Annotated in this window: 18 protein-coding genes; 4 read left to right on the plus strand and 14 right to left on the minus strand. The window is 55.4% G+C overall.

What is annotated here, in order from left to right; all coding sequences use genetic code 11:
• Positions 1-338 (minus strand): sugar phosphate nucleotidyltransferase (locus MOV75_RS05695; protein ID WP_247005205.1); only part of this gene is annotated, 338 nt, incomplete at its 3' end.
• 222 nt (positions 339-560) lie between these two features.
• Here MOV75_RS05695 and gmd point away from each other — a divergent pair.
• Positions 561-1,652 carry a GDP-mannose 4,6-dehydratase gene (gmd, locus tag MOV75_RS05700; RefSeq protein ID WP_247005206.1) on the plus strand — a complete coding sequence of 364 codons (1,092 nt, stop codon included), beginning with the start codon at positions 561-563 and terminating at the stop codon, positions 1,650-1,652.
• A 352-nt stretch (positions 1,653-2,004) separates the two neighbouring features.
• On the opposite strand, the gene MOV75_RS05705 is transcribed toward gmd, so the two are convergent.
• The 3 genes from MOV75_RS05705 to MOV75_RS05715 form a co-directional block, all read right to left on the minus strand.
• A complete protein-coding gene (locus MOV75_RS05705) occupies positions 2,005-2,979 on the minus strand; it encodes a GDP-L-fucose synthase (RefSeq protein ID WP_247005207.1) in 975 nt (324 codons plus the stop codon).
• Between the two features lie 285 nt (positions 2,980-3,264).
• Complete coding sequence (locus MOV75_RS05710; protein WP_247005208.1) at positions 3,265-3,414, minus strand: hypothetical protein; 150 nt, start codon at positions 3,412-3,414, stop codon at positions 3,265-3,267.
• Between the two features lie 330 nt (positions 3,415-3,744).
• The gene (locus MOV75_RS05715; RefSeq protein WP_247005209.1) at positions 3,745-4,656 is read right to left on the minus strand and encodes an ABC transporter substrate-binding protein; all 912 of its coding nucleotides are present in this window, start codon (positions 4,654-4,656) and stop codon (positions 3,745-3,747) included.
• Between the two features lie 470 nt (positions 4,657-5,126).
• Here MOV75_RS05715 and MOV75_RS05720 point away from each other — a divergent pair, with 470 nt between their 5' ends.
• Genes MOV75_RS05720 through MOV75_RS05730 form a run of 3 tightly spaced genes read left to right on the plus strand, consistent with a single transcriptional unit; the run spans position 5,127 to position 8,478 of the window.
• Positions 5,127-6,494, plus strand: coding sequence for an undecaprenyl-phosphate glucose phosphotransferase (locus MOV75_RS05720; protein ID WP_247005210.1), 1,368 nt, complete (start codon positions 5,127-5,129; stop codon positions 6,492-6,494).
• Positions 6,495-6,538: 44 nt separating this feature from the next.
• Positions 6,539-7,384: a WecB/TagA/CpsF family glycosyltransferase gene (locus MOV75_RS05725; RefSeq protein ID WP_247005211.1), complete on the plus strand. Its 846-nt coding sequence runs from the start codon at positions 6,539-6,541 to the stop codon at positions 7,382-7,384.
• A complete protein-coding gene (locus MOV75_RS05730) occupies positions 7,381-8,478 on the plus strand; it encodes an acyltransferase (protein ID WP_247005212.1) in 1,098 nt (365 codons plus the stop codon). Before MOV75_RS05725 ends, MOV75_RS05730 begins: the two co-directional genes overlap by 4 nt.
• Before the next feature lie 523 nt (positions 8,479-9,001).
• Here the strand turns inward: MOV75_RS05730 and MOV75_RS05735 are convergent.
• The 10 genes from MOV75_RS05735 to MOV75_RS05785 all read right to left on the minus strand — a co-directional run bounded on the left by MOV75_RS05735 (position 9,002) and on the right by MOV75_RS05785 (position 21,948).
• On the minus strand, positions 9,002-10,192 hold the full coding sequence (locus MOV75_RS05735; RefSeq protein WP_247005213.1) for a glycoside hydrolase family 5 protein: 1,191 nt from the start codon (positions 10,190-10,192) through the stop codon (positions 9,002-9,004).
• 188 nt (positions 10,193-10,380) lie between these two features.
• Entirely contained in the window at positions 10,381-11,523 is a 1,143-nt protein-coding gene (locus MOV75_RS05740) for a glycosyltransferase family 4 protein (protein ID WP_247005214.1), read from the minus strand.
• Positions 11,520-11,942 carry a CatB-related O-acetyltransferase gene (locus MOV75_RS42615; RefSeq protein WP_309486927.1) on the minus strand — a complete coding sequence of 141 codons (423 nt, stop codon included), beginning with the start codon at positions 11,940-11,942 and terminating at the stop codon, positions 11,520-11,522. Before MOV75_RS42615 ends, MOV75_RS05740 begins: the two co-directional genes overlap by 4 nt.
• Before the next feature lie 362 nt (positions 11,943-12,304).
• Positions 12,305-13,708, minus strand: coding sequence for a hypothetical protein (locus tag MOV75_RS05755; protein ID WP_247005215.1), 1,404 nt, complete (start codon positions 13,706-13,708; stop codon positions 12,305-12,307).
• Positions 13,698-14,816, minus strand: a complete 1,119-nt coding sequence (locus MOV75_RS05760; protein ID WP_247005216.1) for an alpha-1,2-fucosyltransferase — start codon at positions 14,814-14,816, stop codon at positions 13,698-13,700. Before MOV75_RS05760 ends, MOV75_RS05755 begins: the two co-directional genes overlap by 11 nt.
• Positions 14,817-14,837: 21 nt before the next feature.
• The gene (locus MOV75_RS05765; protein ID WP_247005217.1) at positions 14,838-16,358 is read right to left on the minus strand and encodes an oligosaccharide flippase family protein; all 1,521 of its coding nucleotides are present in this window, start codon (positions 16,356-16,358) and stop codon (positions 14,838-14,840) included.
• Between the two features lie 422 nt (positions 16,359-16,780).
• Complete coding sequence (locus MOV75_RS05770; RefSeq protein ID WP_247005218.1) at positions 16,781-17,656, minus strand: glycosyltransferase family 2 protein; 876 nt, start codon at positions 17,654-17,656, stop codon at positions 16,781-16,783.
• A 19-nt stretch (positions 17,657-17,675) separates the two neighbouring features.
• Positions 17,676-17,939, minus strand: a complete 264-nt coding sequence (locus tag MOV75_RS05775; protein WP_247005219.1) for an acyltransferase — start codon at positions 17,937-17,939, stop codon at positions 17,676-17,678.
• A 970-nt stretch (positions 17,940-18,909) separates the two neighbouring features.
• On the minus strand, positions 18,910-19,533 hold the full coding sequence (locus MOV75_RS05780) for a hypothetical protein (protein WP_247005220.1): 624 nt from the start codon (positions 19,531-19,533) through the stop codon (positions 18,910-18,912).
• A gap of 156 nt (positions 19,534-19,689) precedes the next feature.
• Positions 19,690-21,948: a polysaccharide biosynthesis tyrosine autokinase gene (locus MOV75_RS05785; protein WP_247005221.1), complete on the minus strand. Its 2,259-nt coding sequence runs from the start codon at positions 21,946-21,948 to the stop codon at positions 19,690-19,692.
• Between the last annotated feature and the right edge of the window lie 452 nt (positions 21,949-22,400).

The raw sequence follows: 22,400 nt of genomic DNA on the forward strand, positions 1-22,400 counted from the left end.
AGCGCGAGCACGACGGCTTCACTGGCGCGGTTCTGCGCGAACACCGCGCCCGCGGCGATCGCAGGTCCTGAATCACGCCGCATCGGCTCGAGGATCGCGTCGGCCTCGATGCCGATCTCGGCGAGCTGCTCCAGCACCATGAAACGATAGGACGCATTGGTGATGACGATCGGCCGGTCGAACAGCTGGGGATCCGAGACGCGCAGCAGCGTGTCCTGGAAGGTCGAGCGCGTGCCGAACAGCGGCAGGAATTGCTTGGGCCGCACCTCGCGCGAGGCCGGCCACAGCCGCGTGCCGGCACCGCCGCACATGATCAGGGGGATTATGCTGTTGCTCAATTTAGGTAACTCCGCGCAAAGCTATTTCGTTACATTGCGCAACATCCATATAGCTCGGATTTCACGGCGAAAAGACAAACCTCAAATAACCTTATCGGAGCGATCTGTTGCCCATTCCGCGGACGTCAAAGGCCGTTAATCTAAGCTTGCTTTTTTCACCCAGCCACCTCCCTATTCCCTCCGTTTTCGAGTACGAACGGTGTACCGAACCTAGAGATCATTATGACAAAGAAACGTGCACTTATTACTGGCGTGACGGGCCAAGACGGCGCCTATCTCGCTGAATTGCTCTTGGGAAAAGGATATGAAGTCCACGGCATCAAACGCCGAACTTCTCTTTTCAATACCGATCGCATCGACCATCTCTACCTGGACCCCCACGAGCCGAATCCGCCGTTCCGCCTGCATTACGGCGACCTGACGGACTCTTCGAGCCTGATACGCATTGTCGGCCAGGTGCAGCCTGACGAGATCTATAATCTCGCTGCACAGAGCCACGTGGCTGTCTCATTCGAGGAACCAGAATACACTGCGAACTCTGACGGCCTCGGCACCCTTCGAATTCTCGAGGCGATGCGGATTGTCGGGCTGGAAAAGACGGCCAAGTTCTACCAGGCGTCGACATCCGAGCTGTACGGCTTGGTCCAAGAAATCCCGCAGAAGGAGACGACTCCTTTCTACCCGCGTTCGCCGTACGCCGTCGCTAAGCTCTATGCTTATTGGATCACGGTCAACTACCGCGAAGCCTATGGGATGTATGCCTGCAACGGCATCCTCTTTAACCACGAATCTCCCGTTCGTGGCGAGACCTTCGTGACTCGAAAGATCACGCGCGCTCTGGCACGGATCTATTTGGGTCTGCAGGAGCGGCTCTATCTCGGTAATCTCGATGCGTTGCGCGATTGGGGACACGCCCGCGATTACGTCGAGATGCAGTGGTTGATGCTGCAACAGGAAAAGCCAGAGGATTTCGTCATCGCAACAGGCGTTCAGCATTCGGTGCGAGATTTCGTCAACGTGGCGGCGAGCGAGGTCGGCATGAAGATCCGGTGGGAAGGCTCCGGCGTCGACGAGAAGGGCTACAATGTTGCAAATGGCAAGTGCGTGGTATCAGTCGACCCGCGCTATTTCCGCCCAACAGAGGTAGCCACCCTGCTCGGCGATCCTTCAAAGGCGAAAGAAAAGCTCGGCTGGCAACCCCAAACCTCTTTCGAGAGCCTCGTCCGCGAGATGATGAAAGAAGATCTCGAGTCGGCAAAGCGAGATGAGCTCATCAAGCAGCACGGATTTAGATATTTCCCGCGGCACGAGTGATGCGGACAATGGGTCTGGCGCGGCAGCGATGTCGCCCAGATCAAGCTTTGAAGGCGCAATGCAATCAACCGCTTCACAATTTGCAATCAGGTATATTGACCAGCTAGCTCGTCCATTTCAACAGCACGAATTTTGAGGTCAACTTGATCCTGACATCGTTATCATCAATGAGACCAATAGCATGGCAGTCCGACCAAATACGTCCACTCACGCCTGCCAAGCATGATGAAAGATCACAGCTTCAATTGACGTAGGTATTGGCCAAATCTCAACTCAGGTATGTAGGTTTTGCGAGAGCGGGCTAAGAGCGTTCGAAAACACACCGCAGATCTCAGTCACTGGGCTCGGAAATCTAGGTAGCCGCACGTACCTCCAGATGACGTCCGTATCCCTTTAAGAAATCTTCATACGCTGCGGTAAGCCCCGACCGTAGCGGCGTATTTGCGCGCCAGCCCAGCGCGCGGATTCGGGAACTATCAAGCAGCTTGCGCGGCGTTCCATCAGGCTTGGACGTATCGAAAATCAGCTTGCCTTGGTAGCCCACGACCTCGGCTACAGCCACCGCGAAGTCTGCGATCGTCAGTTCATCGCCGCTGCCGACGTTTATCGGGAGGTCGCTCGAATAATTCTTCAGAAGGAAAACGCAGGCATCCGCAAAATCCTCGACGTTGAGAAATTCGCGGAGCGGCGTGCCGGTGCCCCACACGGAAACGCTCGGTGCTTTAGCCAGCTTGGCTTCGTGGAAGCGGCGGATCAACGCCGCCGGCACATGACTGTGGTCCGGATGATAATTGTCGCCGCGGCCGTAGAGATTGGTCGGCATGACCGAGGTAAAATCATCGCCATACTGACGACGATACGCCTGGCACATCTTGAGGCCGGCAATCTTTGCGATTGCATACCACTCGTTGGTCGGTTCAAGCGGCCCAGTGAGCAATTCGCTTTCGGCGATCGGCTGCTTGGCGTGCTTGGGATAGATGCAGGACGAGCCGAGGAACAGCAAGCGCCGCACACCAACCGTGTGACTTGCACGGATCACGTTCAATTCCAGCGCAAGGTTGTCGCAGAGAAAGTCGACCGGGAAATTGTTGTTGGCTGCAATACCGCCAACCTTCGCAGCGGCGTGAACAACGACCTCTGGACGATTGGCCTCGAGCCATTTCAGCGTGGGCTCTTCCTTTGTAAGGTCGAGCTCGCGCCGGTCGGCCGTCAGTACGGTGCAATTCTCTGACCCAAGCCTGCGGACGACAGCTGATCCCACCATGCCGCGGTGACCCGCGACAAAGACACGTTTGCCCGAAAGATCGAAGGTTGAAACCCCTGTCATCGTATCCTCTATCAGAGTCCGGTTCGCCGGAGCATCGCTCCCGTGAGATCCGGCTACCGCCGCATTACGCAATCACGCTGCCGATGCAGCCCCGCCAAACTCGTAACACAATCTTCACCATGCGATAGCCTGTCCCAGCCCTCCAAAGATATTCATGGTGAACCTACGCTGCGCGCACAAAGGTCATCAGAAAATGAAACAAAAACGAGCAAGGCAGCCGCATGAGCTGTGCGGCTGCCTTTGAACATCGCTGGAAAACGGCAGCCGCCGCCGGTTAGCTCAACCTCAGTATGCCCGGCGCAAGACAGGACCGACAGGCGCGCAAACGCGATCCATGTACCAGCCATAGGGCGTCTCGACCCGCACCAGCGGGCAGCGGCGCGACGGCACATACCGATAGGGATAGGGCTGCGCCCAGAAGGTAACGGGCGTCACTTGGCTCTCGCCCGCGAGCAGGGCCGCCGGCGCCGGCATTGGCATCGCGGCGCTTGCTCCGCTCACTGCACCGAGGGAGACTGTCGCGGCCAAAAAGCCCGCTCGCATCAACGTCTTAAACATCCAAAAAGCTCCTCGCCCCTGCGGATTTGAATCCCCGACTGCGCTTGTCAGACCCCAGCCCACCAACGTCACAGCCTGTAAAGCCACTCCGCGACTAGCCCAAATAGTGAACCGAAGTTTACCAAGGCCACCGGCCGAAATGCAACTCATGCCGGGCAGCCGAGAGGCTTTTGAGACGACATGGCGCACAAGTGTGGCTTCTTGGTCCTATTTTTGCTCGCTCCAGGCGCCGGGGGCAGCGAGGTCGGGTGAACGGCGGTACACATCCCGAAGGAACTGGTAGTTGACGGTCTGAGCCAGCGGCACGTCTTCCTCGCCGAGCTTGGCAAAGATGAGAATATCCCGGAGCGTCCGCCAACGGCTTTCGTCGTAGTCGCCGATACGGCCGCCCGTGGGGAGCACCAGGTGGCGTTGCTGCTGCAGCTCGAATCGCAGCCGCTCGGAATTCAGCCTGGCCGGTCCGGTGCCAGCGAGAACGGGCACGCTCCGTGCATAGTCCGCGTAGGCAAATTGCCATCCTCGGATGAGGCCCTGAAGAACGTCAGCGATTGCGGACGGCTGGTCATGGATGAGATCATTGCTTGCGAAATAGACCTGGCCTGGGACATGGATGCCGTAGTCCTGCGGCTTGATCACGTTCAGCTTCACGAAACTCGGACTGGAGGGATCGGGCTGCTCGTCGATGGCGACGACGATCGCATCCACCTCCCCGGCCTTCAGAGCCACGAAGCTGTCGCGGTCAGGGACCTTGGTGATCTGGCTGCGGGGAAGCCCGAGCTGCGCCATCATGGCATCAAAGACGACCTCTCCCTCACTCGCTCTGCGATACCCAATCCGCTTCCCGACCAGGTCAACCGGCCGCCGCAATCCCGAGCTTTCGAGTGTGAAGATCGCGACCGAGGTATCGAGAAAGCTGGCCGCGAAGGTGGTGACGGGAACGCCCCGCCAGGTTGCCAGCAAGAACTTCTGGCCACTCGTCACGCCGATGGCATGTTGACGTGCAACAGTTTGGACGAAGTCTGGATCGGATTGGGCGGCCAACTCGATGCGGGAGGAGAAAAATCCCTGCCTCGATGCCGCAAGTTCGCCGGCAAAGCGCGCGCCATATGGCCCGTCCAACAGGAGCTTGACCGAGGCGGCAGTCGAAGCCGTCGGAGCGCGTACGGGCGCCGCATCGGGGCGAAGAAGGAGAAGCACAGTTCCGGCCAAGGCGAGGGCAGCAAGGCCAATGGCGAGGGTGCGCTTTCCTCTCGGCCGGGTCCGCCGCCGGGACTGGGTTCGAGGCAACGAGATCTTCCTAACAGGTTGCGAAATTTAACATATCAACGAGGGCGAGATGGGCTACAATGCAGCTTGTGGGGTAAGGTTAACTTTTCCTTCGCCTTGTTTTAACAGCGATTTTGACCGATAGCACAGCGCGTTCGGTAAATGAATTTTGCGTCAATGGGTTGGGCAGGATGACGATTCTTTCCACACGGCCGGTGCCTGTCGCTGATTCTGCGACGGAAATCCGCGTGGTCGCGCCAAGCGCGGAGACAGCGACAGGTTCTGCACTGAGTTGGATGAAGCCTGTGGTTGTTGAGCAGGCAATGGCTGTCATCGACGCGGCGCTGATCGTGGTCAGCGGGATCGGCTGCGCTGTCGGCTATCACATCGTCAGCGCGGGCACGCTCGGCAAGGCGGATGTCTATGCGGCGGCCAGCGTGCTGATCGCGATCAATTTCGTCCTGCTGACGGTGGTGCAGCACGGCTACCGCCTGAAGAACATCACGAACTTAGCCCGCACGTTCCGGCTGACGCTGACGACGTGGACCGGGCTGTTCGGGGCGCTGCTGGCGATCGCCTTCACGATGAAGGTCAGCGAGGAGTTTTCGCGCGGGACCACGATCTCGTTCTACCTGGTCGGCCTTGCCGTCCTGCTCGCCTGGAAGATCGCGGCGGCGCGCTGGACCGCGCATGCCTTGCGCACCGGCGCCTTCGCCAACGGCCGCGCCATCATGATCGCCGAGTTCGGCCTTGCGAGCTCCTCCAACGCGGTCGACGACCTCGGCCAGCACGGCTACCGCCTGGTGCGGGTGATGGAGATCCCGGCCAAGGAGCTCGCCTCGCCGCTGCTGCTGTCGCAGCTGGCGCCGCGCTTCGAGGAGCTGATCGCGTTTGCGCGCGAGAACCGAATCGAGCACGTCTTCCTGCTGATGAACTGGAGCCGGCAGCACGCGATCGACAGCATTCTGGACGCGCTGAAGATCCTGCCCATCCCCGTGCATCTGGTGCCGGACCCCAAAGCCGCGCGGTTCCTGCGCTATCCGCTGGTGAGCACCGGCAACACGTTCACCGCCGAGCTGCGCCGCGCGCCGCTATCCTGGAAGGAGCGCGCGCTGAAGCGGACACTCGACCTCGTCGGCGCGAGCCTTGCGCTGTTGGTGTTCGCGCCGGTGATGCTGGTGACCGCGATCCTGATCAAGCTGAGCTCGAAGGGCCCGGTGTTCTTCCGCCAGACCCGCCACGGCTTCGGCGGGCGCGCGTTCAAGATCTTCAAGTTCCGCACCATGCGCGTGCTGGAGGACGGCCCGACGATCGTGCAGGCGCAGAAGAACGACCCGCGCGTCACGCCCATCGGCAAATGGCTGCGCAAGACCTCGATCGACGAGCTGCCGCAGCTCTTCAACGTGCTCAAGGGCGACATGTCGCTGGTCGGCCCCCGCCCGCACGCGGCCGCCCACAACGACGAATATGAGCAGATCATCGGCAACTACGCCTTCCGCCACCACGTCAAGCCCGGCATCACCGGCTGGGCCCAGGTTAATGGTTATCGCGGAGAAACCCGCACGCTCGACCTGATGCAGAAGCGTGTTGAATGTGATCTCTGGTACATAAACAACTGGAGCACATGGCTGGATCTGAGGATCTTATTCCGAACAACCCTAGCGATTTTGGTTCGACCGGCTGCGTATTAGTGCAGGGGCAAAATGCCCAATCATATTTTCGGCTAAAGCATAACTTGGATGAAGCGATGAGTAGCGCGGAGGTTGGAGAGACGACTTCCACAATTGAACATATTCGGGTCCTCGGTGTGCCCATTAGTCTCGTCAACATGACGGGTGCCGTGGACAGAATCTGCTCGTGGGGCAAATCGGGAACCGCCAAGACTGTATTTGTGCGTGACGTGCACGGCCTCATGCGCGCTCTAGAAGACCCTTTGTTGTTCGCGCTGCACGATGAAGCAAGCATGGTCGTACCGGACGGCATGCCATTAACCCGGGTTGCACGCCTGCGTGGCTATGGCCCGGCGCAGATCGAGCGAACACCTGGCCCTGACGTTATGCTGGCCGTTTGCTCGCGATCAGTCGCTGATAGTACCACGCACTATTTCTTCGGGGGAAAGCCGGGCGTTGCCGAAACTATGGCTGCGCGCCTTTCGAGAGCCTACCCCGGACTGCGGATCGCCGGCACCTATGCCCCCCCGATCCGTGACATCGACGGCCAACGATCTCTGACCGAAGAAGAAATGGCCGAGCTAGACACGATCAAAGAGTTGACGCCGGATTTCATCTGGGTCGGGCTTTCAAGCCCAAAGCAAGAGTATTGGATGATGAAAGCCGTACGACATTTCGATCACGGCGTTCTTCTTGGAGTTGGGGCGGCCTTCGACTTCCACGCTGGCAGAGTGAAAAGAGCCCCAGCATTCATGCGCGAATACGGATTGGAATGGCTTTATCGCCTGCTGAGCGAGCCGCGTCGGCTTTGGCGGCGTTATCTGATCCTCGCCCCGCTGTTCGTCTATAGAATAGCGCGCGAAGAGTTTTCGCGAAGCCGAAGGCAACGAGCGCTGCGTGGCAAACAATGACGCTCGGGAAAAAACTAGTTGCTTGCGGGGGACGCCCGAGCGGATTTGATTATCTTCGCATAACGTTGGCCATCTGTGTCGTCATTATTCATACAGGCACAACTGGCTATGGCATCGAAGGAAACAACCTCTTTTGGGAAACCGCTCTTCGCGGGATTTCAAAAATGGTTGTTCCCATGTTCTTTGCCCTTTCCGGCTTTCTCGTTGCCGGAAGTCTGCAGCGTAGCGACACTCTTACAATGTTTGTTGGCCTGAGGATCATTCGCATCTTCCCTGCCTTAACGGTGGAGGTGCTGCTTTCTGCTTTGATCCTAGGACCACTGTTCACGAACCTGCTTCTTTTAGATTATTTTTCCGACCCTCTCTTCTTGAAATACCTTTTGAACGTTACGGGCCATGTATCGTTCTATTTGCCAGGCGTGTTCACCGACAACCCTGAAAAGACGGTCAATTCGCAGCTCTGGACCGTTCCTTTTGAACTCTATTGCTATATCGCCCTCTCCGGCTTGATTATGATCGGGTTGAAGAGACGCGAAAGCCTCGTCCTTTTCGGCGTAGTCGGAATGGCCATGTTTTCAGTCGGCTACGCTTTCTACAAGCGCAGCGACGAATGGTATCTCCTATCAAAGGCAACCCCTGGCTTGTCGCTTGTCACCATTTTCCTAACTGGTGTGGCTTTTCACTTGTACAGGGAGAAAATTCGATGGTCCACGGGGTACGGGCTTGCCAGCGCATTCATCTGCTATACGGGATTTCAATTCCTACCGGGCATCGATTTCTTTATTTTCGCGCCTTTGGCGTACCTGACCGTCTGGATCGGTCTGATGAACCCTTCGCGAAATTGGCTGATCGAGGGAGCAGACTACTCTTATGGAGTTTACCTTTACAGTTTTCCAATACAGCAGATGGTCGCTTCGTTTGGCTCCTTCTATAGGCAGTGGTTCATATCATTTCCAATATCTCTCGCCATCACGACCGTGTTCGCTGCATTTTCTTGGCATTTGATCGAGAAACCATTCCTCTCGCAAAAGAGCACCCTGCGGAAGATAGAGCTCCGACTGCACGCCCATGATCGCAAGAAACGACCCGCATAGTCTCGGGATCCTCATCGACGGCGGCAATGTACTTCAGTGTCTGATTGGCAATCGAGCCGGGTGCGAGCGCCGCAGCGATTAGGGCGCTTTGCTTGGGCGGATCGATCTTCGGACCGTGTCGTTATCGAGTGTGACGCATTCCCTCCGTGACCCTAAAGCTACCTTAAGTTCGAATCCTCTGGCCGCCGCGTAACTAAGGCGGCGGCCGCGAGAGGCCACAGTCTCCCTAATCTGTTATCGGCAGGAAGCCGACCTTGCATTTTCAAATAATCTGTTTGACGAGAGCTACGGAATGTTACGGCCGGAAGAAATTGGACCCTCGCCGGCTCTAATGAGGACAGTCGCCGGCTGACCCAAGCTCTTTAACCCAAGCGATCATAGGCTTCGCCAGCCGACGTGCTGGCCCCGCCCGCCTCGTATCATCGCTAAGCGATCCCTAATCCTCCGGCTTCGAAATGGCGACCACTCGACCTTGTTCTCGCGGCGTAAGCGCAAAAACGCTACCCACTACAGCGACCCGAGGTCATCGAAAAATATCCCCCTTCGGATATGGCAAATTCCAGTATGCCCACGCAAAGCCTCGTTCGGCGGCGGCGGCCCGCACATCATTGTCCCACCGAATGCGCGCAGCCAAATAGTCGGGCCTGTCTGTTTTCCGCCAGTTTATGGCTGCGAATTCTCCCAACAATATTCGCGAAGGAGGAATCGTATTCGCACGAGCCCACGCCGACACCTTGTCGAACTGCGACTTCACAAAATCTCGACCCGGTGCCTGCGCGAAATAGCGCAGTATCTCCTTTGTCGCACTCGCCTTCTCGGCAACCGCATCCGCAATCGATAGGCCTAATTGATCAATCAAAGCATTGGTTAGCCCAACGGCCGCTTCGACACTTCCATCGGCCGCGGGATAGGGAATGCCCTGAATGTGCAAGTACAGCCGGTACGCTCCTTGGTGTGTGAATAAGAACGGCTCGTAAAAGTGGAATGTAAAAATGAGGTTGCTATCGCTTAAGTCGATTTTCGACCGATCGAGCGCCAAGAGCCCGTCGAGCTGCCCCCCACATCCAGTCACAATAATCGGCAGCTTCGCAGTGCTCTCGCGAACCGCCCTCACTAGAGCTTGTTGTAAGGGAATCCAACCTGTCCCGCAGTCCTGCGTCGGCGGTTCGTTTAACAGCTCGAGCGCAACATCGCCTTGAGGATATCGGGCGAGCCGGTCTGCGATCTCAACGACCAAAGCCCTATAAGCACTACCGGCGGCGGAGCTTCCGTCACCCATAATTGCTTGCTCTGTCCAGACTTCATTGGCCGGCCTCCAAAAGTGGAGGTCTGCAATGACCCTTAGTCCTGCAGAACGGTAAAATTGAATTTCACGATCAATCTCATCCAGAAAACGGCCCCTTCTTAACGCTGGATTTTCAAGAAGGACGGCCGGATTTATGGCCATGCGAACAAAATCGAATCCCTGTTGACGAAGTTCATCCCCAGTGTACCAGCCCGGGTACATAGTGCGCGTCCAATACTCGGAGCGCTCACCGTTGAAATTTGATGGCGCTACCTTGGTACGGACGAATGGGCCGGCGATGTTGATGCCTTCCCGGATAGGAAATGGGGTATCGGTTTCTCCTGCAGTGGCTGTACTGAGAACAGCAATAGGAAGTACAATTCCCGCCAGCGTGATCAAGATCCTTACCGCAATCTCCTTCACAGCCATTGTCGCTCCACTCCTGCAGGAAGATGGTTCCGCGAAAGACTTCCAACCGCGGGCTCCACGATGGAGCGTGCTCCGTAGCCAAGTACGACCGTGAAACAAAACTGCCGACCGGCCAACCGTACAACATCCGACCCGCGGCCCCTCCCCGGCTGCTGCTTCGGAGTGCTAGGGGTTCTCTTCCGATCCGACTAGGCCAGCGTAGGTTTATCGGCCAGAGCCTGCCTTATGCCATATGAGAATCGAGTCACCATCTCATCGATAGTAAACTTGGAAGCTTGCTCTCTACAATTAGACGACATCCTCTCCAATTCATCATCTCTTCGCAGCATATCTATGACTGCAGCAGCATAACCATCTGCGGAATGCCAAGGTTGGGCTATCGCTCCCGTGACACCGTCAATGACATACGCGATTTCCGGACTGTGGTACGGGTAATCAGTCGTAAATACCGGGAGACCAACGCTATAGGCGTCCAAAACTGCCAAACCCACAAGCCCGGGCATCAGGAAAACTTTTGCGAGTAGCATGAGTTCAACCTTCTCGCGGTCAAATTTTGGACCAGTGATTTTAACCCACGGCCTGCTTTCTGCCGCTGACCGTGCAAGCGACAGGTCAGGACCACCGCCCACAAAAATGAACTCGAAGTCAGGAATCGAGGCGCGAATTTTGTCCAAAGCATTAATCAGAAAATCGATCCGCTTCTCGCGATATAGCCCACCCACATAGATGCCTATATTTTTTCCGGAAAGGCCAAGCTCACTACGAAGCATCTGGAGTTGATCCAGCGAAATAGAACGCGCATGTCGTTGAAGCTCATTCGTATCGACAGCGTTGTTGAAGACCGTAATACGGGCCTCTGGAAAGCCAAGTTTCGATATGAAGTCTTTTGTCTCCTCCGTGTACGCAAACCACCAATTTACTTTCGTTGCCCAGAACTTTTTCCATCTCTCTCCTATAGAATTTCTATTCTTCGCTTGAAAATTTCGACCGTGTCCGAAGTAGGCGACCCGCTTGAGCCTGAGCATGCTCAGCAGTTGACAGACGTAATTTACCAAAAGTCTGTTTTCTTGCTGAATTATCACCAGATCGGACGAGATAATTTCCCAAAAAGCTAGCTGGAGGAGAGCACCCTTCCAAAGTTTGAGAAGTGGGACTTTGTGTCCCCAAGAGATGTCAACCGTGTCTCTCTTTTTTAGATTTTCGCCAAATGGCGCACTGTAGCACACAGTATATTCAACGCCGTCCTTGGCGAGAACGGCCCGAATCTTCTCGTGGAATGGAAGTCGAAAGCGATGAGAAATTGGAAAAAGATAAACAACGCGGGAGGTCATTTGCTGCGTCCAGTCGAGAGAGCGCGTTCGTGGGCTTCAATTTCCGCAGGAGAAAAACGGGTGCCGATCAGGCGAGCCGGATTGCCGCCGACGATCTCGTACGGAGCTACATCTCTTGTAACAACGGCTCCAGCCGCGACAATCGCTCCGCGTCCAATTTGTACTCCTGACAGAACCACTGCTCCGAAGCCGATCCAAACATCCTCGCCGATTGAAATCCAATTCTCTGGATCCCTTGTTAGCCGAGTGGAATTTCCAATCCAACTTGCGTCTCTAATCCAAACACCGATTTCACGGAGATCATGGTCCTTTCGACCAACTATGCCAACGTTGTTCGCAATCAACACGCCACTACCTATTGAACCATTACATTGAATGGAACAAAATTTTCCAATGTACACATTGTCGCCGATGATCAACTTGTCTGCCGCGCTTACGTAAGAGAAAAGACCGAGGTGGAAGTTCTTTCCGGTCCGTACCGACTTGCTAGTAAAGAGGCGGGTCTTCAACAGCAGCCAAAGCCGAGATGAAAGGGACGAATCTCCGGTCGAACGATTTGGCATCTTTATGGACCATTCTAGATAGCGGATAGATCGGCATGAACATTGCCGTTTCGAAATTCTGGAGGATCACTTCAAGTCCGCGAAGCCCGTAGGACTCACGACCTAAGTCGATAACCGAAAGACCGAGTGAATCGGCTAGCCTCCAAAGTACGGCCAAGACGCCGCGCTCCAATTGCCCAAACGCTTTCTATCGTCGCAGTTCCTACCACCGGTATTACTCAAGGGGCCTGTTTGTGGCCAAGCACACCCTGAGGTCGCGAGTGAAGCGGTCTTCTGGCTTGCTCTAATCTCCCCAGACGCCGAAGCCGATCAGTTCTCGCAACAGGAATTCCGCCAGCGACCGCCATTACGATCAAGAGCGCATTCTCGTTTCTAAGCTCGTATGAAACGCCCAAGGTGGCTAGCAGGACGACAAATGCAAATCCGATTGGCGCGCCTGGAAATGCTTCATTGCCCTCCCAATAGGCACGGCGAGCGCACGTCACGGCAGCAACTATAACAATCAGGACGTAGATTACCAAACCAAGAATTCCCGCGTATGGCAGGACGCCGTAATACATACTATGGATACTCAGCTTCCAATATGTCCCACCCCATAGATCAATCCAAATCTTCGGCTTGGTGCCCGCTGGCAATCCTATGGCCTGCGAAACTGGAGACCAGCTTTCCATATCAGTTAAGAGACCAGTCCAAATCCTGGTACGAGCATCGAAAGTGGCCGAGCGATGCGCCACATCGAATGCCATTCCATCTGGCAAGAACCCATTCAGGTCGGTCACGGACATGATGTCTGGCAGAAAGGTGTAGAACAATACGCCTGCGCACGTCCCCACCACGACAAAGGCCGACCGAAGGAACTGATGTCTGCCTGGAGCAAATGCAAAAAGTGTCGCGAACGCGACCACCGATCCGAGAGTCGCTGTGGCTTGTTTGGTTAGGGCCAAGGCAACCAGCATGAAGAGCGCCATAGCGAGGCATGCTTCGCGACCTGCAATAGGAGATCTCGCCCGAAACGAGTGCGCAAATACCACGATCGCCGCGCTGCCCAGCATCGCTGTGCCCTGTGCGGATAAGGCACGGCCACCATCATTAACCTCTGCGTCGCTTATTCCGCTCGAAATCAGAAACGTTGGCCCCATGACTTGTCGCAACAAAACGAGCCCAGCGAGCATCATGCCGACGACTACGATAATCTTCTGTATCCGCGGATGCCATAGGTCACTCGGCAAGACAAACGCTCCCCAAACCAGAATGATAGCAATTTCGCCAGTTGTTCGCAGCGACGTAATCGCATCGTAGGGAGAAACTGTAAGACCGCGCAAAACACCTATTGCAATCAAGGCTCCAAAGCTGGTCGTTAGAAAAGTGCCCAGATAGAATTTCGGAGGCGAGATTACGGCTCGGGCTAAGGCAAGACCGCACAAGAATAGCGCGGGTTCAACAATCGTGAGATTGAAAGAGCCCACCATCGCCAGCGTCTGAGTACCGACGACTTCGCGATAGAAGCCGAGAAGGAGAACAGTCCAAAAGACAGGACCAGCAAGGCGATTCGGGCGAGATCCTTCATCTCCCCTCAATGGAGCGCTCGGTTGGCCACCCTGTCGTGGGATTTCAAGCTGCATTGGACCCGTCAGTCGATTCGGTGGCTGGGAAGACCTGCGCTGCCTCGGTTGCGGTTGGCACAGGAACTGCGCCATGTCGAATTAGATCTGTGGATCTCTGCTTTGTAAGTAGACGTAGACGCAGGTCTTCGAACAATTCGTCAGGTAAGTTGCCGTCCCAAGCAACTGCGGTCCCTCGAGGCCGTAGTGGTCGATTAGCATTCCGCTCGATGATATTCTTACGGATAGCCCGACCGATTTCCTGATCCAGGCCTTTTTGATTGACATGATGTCCCCAGATCGAGCCCAACGATTGATGCTCTGTGAGATTCGCCGCAAGCCAAGCGTAGCGAGAGTCGCTTAGGAAGGCAGCCCATTGGCTATAGCTCGAGACAGAGCAGACAATGAAATCACAAGACGATAGCAGGAGAAGATCGGATATGTCGCGGTTTTCTTGGTGCTGCGTTGTAATACAACCAAATTCTCTAAGGAACGGCGCCAATTCGTCATCGGTTGAGTCAGACACTACAACGAAGCAGGCATTCATCCCGAACGCGTTCCTAAGATTTCGCGCTATGTTCGTGTACCACTCGAGCGGAATGACCGCATTGAATTTCCCACGATACTCTAGGTTCGTGGGCGGCGCGCCGAAGTCGCCTCGCCGGATGTGTACTCCAATCCGAAGCGCGTCTTGTTCAAGCGAATTTTCGATCTCATATAGATTCTCGATCGCCTTACTTGAATTCAGTAGCTGTTGTCGCAAGAATGACCTTGCTTGGGCGATATAACTGTATTCGCCCCAGAGCCCTCCAAAACCGAGAATGTAAGCCGAGCGGCGGCTCAACTCATGCTTGGAGGCAAAACGCAAAACAGCATCATGGAAGGTTTCGCCGCCGGCGCGATCAAGATCGGACTCGCGAAATTCAAAGTGAGGTAAGGCGCGCCACATCGCTTTATGAATAAACCAATCAGATCGAGACGTCCCGAAAAGTTCCCAGTAGCGCCTTCTGTTAAGGCCCCACGCTGGATGCAAGAGCGGGATATCTAAGGCCCGAGAAGCAATGAATGCCTTCGCCCAATTGATCATTTCGTTGCCGAGTCCCGCGCCTCGTCCCTTAACGAGCGGCATAGAATATCTGAATCTCATTTTTCAGGCCCGTCTGAGAAAGCGGTAAAGTGCGATTAGCTCAAGGTAGCGCTTCGACTGCGGGAAGCGATGCAAGAGAAGCTCTCTTATCGTGCTTAGCTCAGCGAATGAGAGCACAATCGGCACAATGCAGACTACTCCGCCGCCGGCGAGTGCCGCTTGCACGAGAAGCAACTCAAGAGGGGTAACAGCGCCGATCTCTCTTCCTAACAGCGCGCCTAAGAACGCTCCCAATGTCACACCAACGGCTAGGACCACGCCCCCCCTCAGCGAGACAAGAATAGTCCGCACGTCGGAAAGTCGTTCTCCCAACGCGTATTGGAGGACGAACGCAGTGACAAGCATGGAACAGAGCGGGGCGAAGCCGTACCCAAAAGAAGCATCGATTGGAACGAGGAGCAAGCTGAGCACCACGGAAACCAGTGCACAGCCCGCACTGGCGTAACGCGGGACAAAGCGTCCACTAAGTTCCAGCGTCCAAAAACCAGCCTGATTAATGGTGTACAGTCCGAACGCGATAATCAAAATCCGAAAAGTCCAAGCTCCGTCCAGCCAGGCCGGCCCCAACAAGAAGCCGATCATCGGCTCGGCGGCAGTCCAGACAAACGCAATGATCGGCAGGGTCAGCGTCACGAGCACTCGGAAGACGGACCGATATTGCTTGTTACCGATCGTTGCTTCGTTCCGCTCGACGGCCATTGCGGTGTACAGGACAGTCCCCACTCGCCAAACTGTCATCTGCAGAAGAAGATCCGCAAAAAACTGCATACGCTGATAGAGCCCAGCATTGGCTATGGTCGCAAAAACTCCAAAAAATAAGATCGGCGCTTGCAGCCAAGCTACATCGAGTGCTCGCAAACCGTTCATCGCGATAGCATCGGAGAGCAGCTGAGTGTACCGCCGATAGCTCCATTCGAACGCTACAGCCGACCATCCGCCCATAACATTGAGCGCACCCGTAATCACAGCAGCCGCGAAGGCTCCGTAGGCCAAACTCCACGCGCCCCATCCACTATATGCAAACCAGCATGCCACGACCCCATTTCCAACCACCATCCCACATACCTGGAAGATGTTTGCTCTAACAACGGCGAAATTGCGCTGAAGAATCGTTGCGGCGGGCGTGCTCAATAGCTGGATTGACAGTGGCAAGAGAAGAAAAAGCAAGATATCGGACTGCGGCTCGAATCGCGCACCAAAAAACTTTAGGCTGAGGACTACCGCACCAATAAGTGTCGATATCAATGCGACCAGGCTGACGCAGACAACATAGCTGTTTCCTACGTCAGCCGGGGTCAATGCGCCTTGCTTAAGCATCGCACCAGAGAGCCCGCGCTGAGAGAGGTGAGAGCTGAATACGATTATAGAATTAGCAAAGGCGAAGACACCGTAATCGGCAGATGTTAGCAGGCGGCCCAACGACATCGTTACCGCCACCTGAACCACGATGCTTACAATCGTTAGCGCGATGTTCCAGCCAATGGCCCGTGAGACTTGTCCGGTGGACGTCACTGCTTCAGTCATCCGACAGCAAACGTCAAAAGCAGACGAGCCGGATTCGGATCAGACATCCCGAGCCGAGAGACACTCTGGGTCTGTGAAGCTCGCATACGAAAGGAAGGCATGATCCTCCCCTCCTCGTAAAAAAATCGAATGCCCATAAAGGGATTCCTCTTATTCCTCTTATTCGACAACTTTCCGCACCTCAGCAATTCATCGGATCTCGCCATGGCGGAGCAAACCCTATTCCTCGCCTCAAGCTCTCCCAGCAGAATGTAGTTTGACGCGAAGCAGTCACGACCAGTCCGAGACCCTAGCCATATCTAAATTTGCTCCGTGATGCTGGCCGACGTAGCCCACAAGACGTCTTCGTGCCAGAAAATGCGGAATTGCGGCACGAACGCCCGAAGCAGCTGTAGGACGCGACTAGAGTCCCGAGCGCCATTTCACTCCGTCTTCCCCGGTTTACTGTGGCTGAGTAGGAGCTCGTAGAAAAGCGTCAGATAAGGTGCGGCAATCACGATGGGAGCCCACAAACCGAAGTTACGACTATATGCAACTCTTGGCCTAAATGGCGCGCCGAGCGGGTGCTCCATTAGCTGCAATCGTTCTCGAAGAGAAAGGCCAGGAGTTTTCCAGTTTTTTCGTCCGTTCACATTTGCATCGCAGATGCCTGCGAAACCAGGCATAATCCAATTCCGCACTCCTATTCTTTTCGCAGCTAGCCCAAGAACTAAGTCTGCATGCATCTGGACATACGCTGGATGAATGTTACCTAGGCACTGGGCTACTTCTCCAGGTATCAGCACGAAATTCCCATTGACCGTTTCACATTCGACAGGCTCATCTGGATCAGGGTCAATTCGCTTCAACTTCCATGGGAAGACACGAGACGCTCGAACAAGACCGCTGTAAGTTGTTGTCCGCCGATCTCGATCTGACATAGCACCAACTATTAGATGTTCACCTCCAACGCTCCGCCGGAGCGCATTGAGGGTGCAGATCGCTCTCTCGATTGCATCGAGCATGAGCTCCACGTCGTCATTTAACCAAAGATAAAAGTCATGCCGGTCTTTAAGGGCCTCCCCATAAACCACCCTCATACCACCAGCCCAATAGAAACTGCCGTCACCTTTATACAGGCGAATGTACGGATCCTCAGCTTGCACGGCCGAAGCCGTGCCATCCGTACTCCCGTCATCCAATAGATAGACGACTAAGTTAGTCCCGCTAGGCAAATGGGCCTCACGCAGAGACCTGAGACAGCGAAGCGTCCTCTCACGACGGTTAAAGCAGGTGATGCAGACACCAATCGTTGGCACGGTGTACGATGCCCCGCGTTCACGTCTCTGCCGTCGGCAGAGATTGGAGAACCTTCGCAGGAACGCCCGCCGCTATACAATTGCTTGGCACGTCGCTGACCACGATACTTCCCGCCGCTATTATCGAACCGTCGCCAATGGTCACCCCTTTCATGATTGTTGAGCGAGCGCCGATGAATACATCATCGCCGATCCTCACCGGTTTACTGATCAGTTCCCACTTAGGTGGGCTGTATCGTCTTCCCGAGGACTCATGATTGTGGAAATCTGTATCAAAGATCATCACGTCCGCTCCAATCAGGCAGCGTTTGCCGATTTCCACGTGAACGGCAGCGCAAATAGTTGTTCCACTCAACCCAGTGTCAGCGCCTATCCTAAGAACTGCTCCAGGAGCTAGGCAGCGCAGAATAACAGGACATCTCACGCCTAACGCTGTAGCGCGAGGGTCGCTTACGATTGAGGCGTTGTCGCCGATTTGGATCGTCCCAAGCTCAGCACCAGAAACGATCGGAAGTCCTAAAAACCGGATGTTAGCTCCACACAAAACACCGGCCCAACGATAATGTAATAGTCCAAGGAAGCTAGTTAACCTCCATTTGAGTCCAAGTAACTTGCCCATTTCGTTACCGCGTCGCTCAGTGACAACTAGGTCCGCAGACGTTTTCGAAACTGCTAGGAACGAGCAAATTCATTCCCCATAACCACTATAATCGGATTTACGAAGCTTGAAGTCCCAGAACTCCGGCCACGGTAGTCGTCTCGACAAGCAGTCATCTAGCCCTCACAAAGCGAACGATCGATAAACTGTTTTCGGAAGCCCCGCTCAAAGAAAAGCCTATTCCTTGCACAAAGCTATTTCTGCGAGATCGTGTATCTGAACTGTCTCACCTTGGTCATCGTACCTAAAATCACGTCTTCTCTCTTGTATGCTAACAAATTAACCTCTCGACATCTGTCGGACCCATAGTAACAGAGCTTGATCTTGATCAGCCGGCTGCAACTGTTCTTAATGCTAACGATGTGATCCACTAAGTCAGCGTTCACCACGTGAGATCGCGCGGCCGCCTCGACACTTAAACAGGGCCTGCCTAAGGCATCCCGGATAACTGGGGCACTGTTTTGCTCGGCAGGACCTTGGATAAGGAATCGAGATCCCACCGAGGTCTCGGCTAAGATTGGGCTCGAACATCCAAGCAGCACGACGAGAACTGCCATCAGAAAATTTCGAATCCTGATCGAATTTAGCCACGCAGTCATCGCCAAGGCCGCTCCTCCGTTTCGAAGCCTGTGATGTTCACTCGTATGCCGTCCCGGGAGAGTCTTCTTGCTAAAGCCTCGCGTTCGCGCTGGCCGACGGTTGTAAGCCCCTCAAGAAGAGAATCCCTATGCAACCAGCCTGAACTTATAAGATTTGCGGCGGCTTCTTCGATGAAACCCGCATCAACTACGCTCGCAAATTCAGAAACGACGGTCTTCTGCCTGGAAGTGCTAAGCAATCGAAACGCGCCGAGAGCCATACGGTTTCTTCTGAGTACGATCCAGCCCTCACAGGGTCCGAATGCATAAGAAGCATCCAGATAGCCGATGCTCTGAGAGTTAAAGCCGTTGCGGGTCGCGTCGATCGAGTAGAGTATAAGCCACAGAAACGGATCGCTGGGGCTCACAGAAAGTGCGGCCTTCGCCCTAGTTTCCGCCCTTTCCACGCTACGGTCGGCATCCGCCGGGTTTTTTTGGAGCATGCCCTCTTCGACAGCTCGCAGCTCTACCAGAGCCTTCGCTCTAATGAGCTCTGGTGCGAGCATAAGCGAAGGCGAAAATTGATCCATTATCGCAAGAATGTTAGCGAGAGCTCCTGGCTTGAAACGATCATCCGCCATTATTCGCACCGACATCTCCTGTGCCGGCACGGTGATCCAAAATACAGGCAGGACGACTAATGACCAGAGCACACCTCCAAGCCCGCATAGGACTAGCGCCCCACGTAGCAACTTTTGTCGTTGGAAAGCTTGAAGCACTCGCCAACCGTCCTCGACTTATTCCACATACCCATACCGCGCGTAATACTTCTGGTAGTAATAGCGGCCATGGTAGGATTCGTAGCGTGCCAGCATCTTGGTATCGGCTTTGTTCAAGACCACGCCAAGCAACTTATCTTGGATCTCCGGCGAGCCGCGCAGATTGTGCTTCACTACGTCGATCTTGGTTCGGCCCCACTCCACCACGAAGACGTAAGAATCCACGAACGATGAAGTGACACGCACGTCGACCACTGGCGCCATCGGCGGCATGTCAAGCACGACATAGTCGAACTTCGTGCGCAAAAGGACGATCAGATCGTGCATCGCCTTGGATGCAAGGATCTCGTTGGTGTGCAGGAGCTTCGAAGTCGTTCCCGCGGGCAAGATTGACAGCTTCGTTTCGGCGTCAATCGTGAGGGCGTCCTCGAGCCGCGTCTTCTGAGCAACCACATCCACCAATCCGGTTTGCGCGTCCGGCACCAGTGCGCGAGAGAGCGACGGATTGCGTAAGTCGGCATCGACCAGGAGAACGCGCGCACCGCTATGCGCCATAAGTTGCGCTAGGTTGGTGGAAAGCGTACTCTTTCCCTCATTGGGAAGAGTGGAAGTTATCGCCAACACACGATTTTCGCGTACAATCGAGTTTAGATCAATCGCCACTTTCAACGATCGCACGGCCTCCGCGAAGCGCGATAATGGATTTTCAACAACGTATCGCAAGAGATTCGGGTCAGGATTACCCTTCCTATTAGCGAAGCTATTGATGATTGGGAGCGCGGGTGTAGAGTTCCCGGATAGGGAAGGCAAAAATGCAATACAATTTGCGCCCAGGATTTCCTCAACCTGCGCCGTGGTCCTGAATACCTTGTCGGTCAGCTCACGCGCAGCGGCCGCGCCTAGACCAGTCATCAAACCACCAAATAGTGCCGCCACGAGCACGATGAACGTCTTTGGATAGCTCTTCTTCAGTGGCGTGCTCGCCGCGCTGATCACGCGAGCCTCGGTGATCGGGAACGATTGCTGCTGCACGCTCTCCATGTAGCGCTGCAAGAAGTTGTCATACATCGCCTGGTAGCTCTGAGCGTTGCTCTCGAGCTCGCGGAGCTGCACTTGCGCTTGGTTGGTGAGCTGGGATTCCGAGACCACGTTGTTGAGGCTTGACTTGATGGCCTCCTCGCGGGTCACCGCGATGTCGTAATCGCTTTTGTAGGATTCCTGGATGCGTCTCAACTCGTCCTGGATATTCCTCTTGATTTCCGCCATCTGCTTGCGAAGGTTTACGGCGGCCAAGTGATCCGAGCCGTACTTGGAAGACCAGATCGACTCCTTAGAGGCCATGTCGACATACTGACCGCGTAGCTTGACGATGGTATCGTTCTTTAGCGCGTCCGCGATGTTCGCATCCGGAATGTCCTGTTTCTGGATGTCGTTCATGCGGTCGAGCCGCGCCTTGGCCTCCGCGGTAGCTGCATGTGCCATGATGAGTTGGCTGTTCACTTCCGCGAGCTGCTGCTCGTTCATCAGCCGCCCGCCGGTGTCGACGATATTGTTGGCGGTCTTGAAATCGACCACCGCCTTCTGTGCGGCGGAAGCCTGGGTGCGCAGCTCCTTAATGCGATCTTGGAGCCAGATACTGGCGCGCCGGGTGGCTTGGTACTTCGCTTCGAGCTGGTCGACGATATAGGCGTCCGCAATCGCATTGGCTATTCGCGCGGCCTTTTCAGGGTCTCGCGACGTAAAGCTGATTTCCATCACGTACGTGAGGCCAACTCGCTTGATAGCTCTGTCTGCTTCGAATCGACTGAGGGCTTTGCGCGTTAGCTCGAATTCTGACGGCGCTTGGGTGGAGGAGAACAGGTTAGTGATCGAGCCAATCATCGCACCGACCAAGCCGCCGCCGCTGCCGGTGAACTCAGGATCATCGATTAGATGCAAATCTCTGATCACCGCCAAGCTAATGTTCTCGGATTTCAGGATCTCGACCTGGGTTTCCACCGTCGCGGAATCGACCGCGATGTCGCCGAGCACCGATTGCTGCTGGAACAACTGCACCTTGCGGGTGTCGATCACCATCGACGCGGTAGAAGTAAATTGCGGGGCAGCCGTGAACAGGTACAGCAGCCCCAAAATCAAGCAGGCCGAAGTGATTGTCGCAATCGTGGGAAACTGTCGCCTAGCAATCTCCATATAGGAGGAAAGCGTTAGCGAGGGAGGGCCTTCGACCTCGGCGTAGCTGCGATTGATCTCCGACGAAGGCTTATTCACCTGCAACATTGCGCAATTCCTGAAATCGTCCACCGAGCGGCTCTGAAGGACGGCCCCCTGGGAAAGAACGTCCCGCGAGCAAAAGCACTCAAAAAGGCCCACCAGTTGAGGTGAATATAACACGCGGGGAAACGCGGCTGAACTCAATTGATGCAGCGCAATGACGAAAGCACACTACAATTTGCGTGGAAGCTTAACGTCGAAACTACCGGTCGAAACGCAAAACGGCGCCGCCCAGGCGCCGTTCCGCCGCTGCGCCATCCAGCGGGACCGTTCCCTAAAATTCGCCTACGCTCAGCGGCGCGGGCTGACGTTGTTCGTCGCGTTGGTGATGCCGGCGGTACCTGCGCTGGAGTTCGGCGAGACGGTGTTCGCATAGTGAAACCCGCCGAAGGTTGGCGCGCCGTTGTTGCTGCCGCCCGTGTTGCCGCCACCATTGACCGGCCCGCCTGCGCCGGAGC

The sequence above is a fragment of the Bradyrhizobium sp. PRIMUS42 genome, assembly GCF_023006515.1.
Lineage (GTDB): Bacteria > Pseudomonadota > Alphaproteobacteria > Rhizobiales > Xanthobacteraceae > Bradyrhizobium.

What these genes read in the sequence shown, in the direction of transcription:
- gmd (WP_247005206.1), top strand. Translation starts at nt 561, where the DNA reads ATGACAAAGAAACGTGCACTTATTACTGGCGTGACGGGCCAAGACGGC.
- MOV75_RS05705 (WP_247005207.1), bottom strand. Translation starts at nt 2,979, where the DNA reads ATGACAGGGGTTTCAACCTTCGATCTTTCGGGCAAACGTGTCTTTGTC.
- MOV75_RS05720 (WP_247005210.1), top strand. Translation starts at nt 5,127, where the DNA reads ATGGCTGTCATCGACGCGGCGCTGATCGTGGTCAGCGGGATCGGCTGC.
- MOV75_RS05730 (WP_247005212.1), top strand. Translation starts at nt 7,381, where the DNA reads ATGACGCTCGGGAAAAAACTAGTTGCTTGCGGGGGACGCCCGAGCGGA.
- MOV75_RS05735 (WP_247005213.1), bottom strand. Translation starts at nt 10,192, where the DNA reads ATGGCTGTGAAGGAGATTGCGGTAAGGATCTTGATCACGCTGGCGGGA.
- MOV75_RS05740 (WP_247005214.1), bottom strand. Translation starts at nt 11,523, where the DNA reads ATGACCTCCCGCGTTGTTTATCTTTTTCCAATTTCTCATCGCTTTCGA.
- MOV75_RS05755 (WP_247005215.1), bottom strand. Translation starts at nt 13,708, where the DNA reads ATGCAGCTTGAAATCCCACGACAGGGTGGCCAACCGAGCGCTCCATTG.
- MOV75_RS05760 (WP_247005216.1), bottom strand. Translation starts at nt 14,816, where the DNA reads ATGCCGCTCGTTAAGGGACGAGGCGCGGGACTCGGCAACGAAATGATC.
- MOV75_RS05765 (WP_247005217.1), bottom strand. Translation starts at nt 16,358, where the DNA reads ATGACTGAAGCAGTGACGTCCACCGGACAAGTCTCACGGGCCATTGGC.
- MOV75_RS05775 (WP_247005219.1), bottom strand. Translation starts at nt 17,939, where the DNA reads ATGATCTTTGATACAGATTTCCACAATCATGAGTCCTCGGGAAGACGA.
- MOV75_RS05780 (WP_247005220.1), bottom strand. Translation starts at nt 19,533, where the DNA reads ATGGCGGATGATCGTTTCAAGCCAGGAGCTCTCGCTAACATTCTTGCG.
- MOV75_RS05785 (WP_247005221.1), bottom strand. Translation starts at nt 21,948, where the DNA reads ATGTTGCAGGTGAATAAGCCTTCGTCGGAGATCAATCGCAGCTACGCC.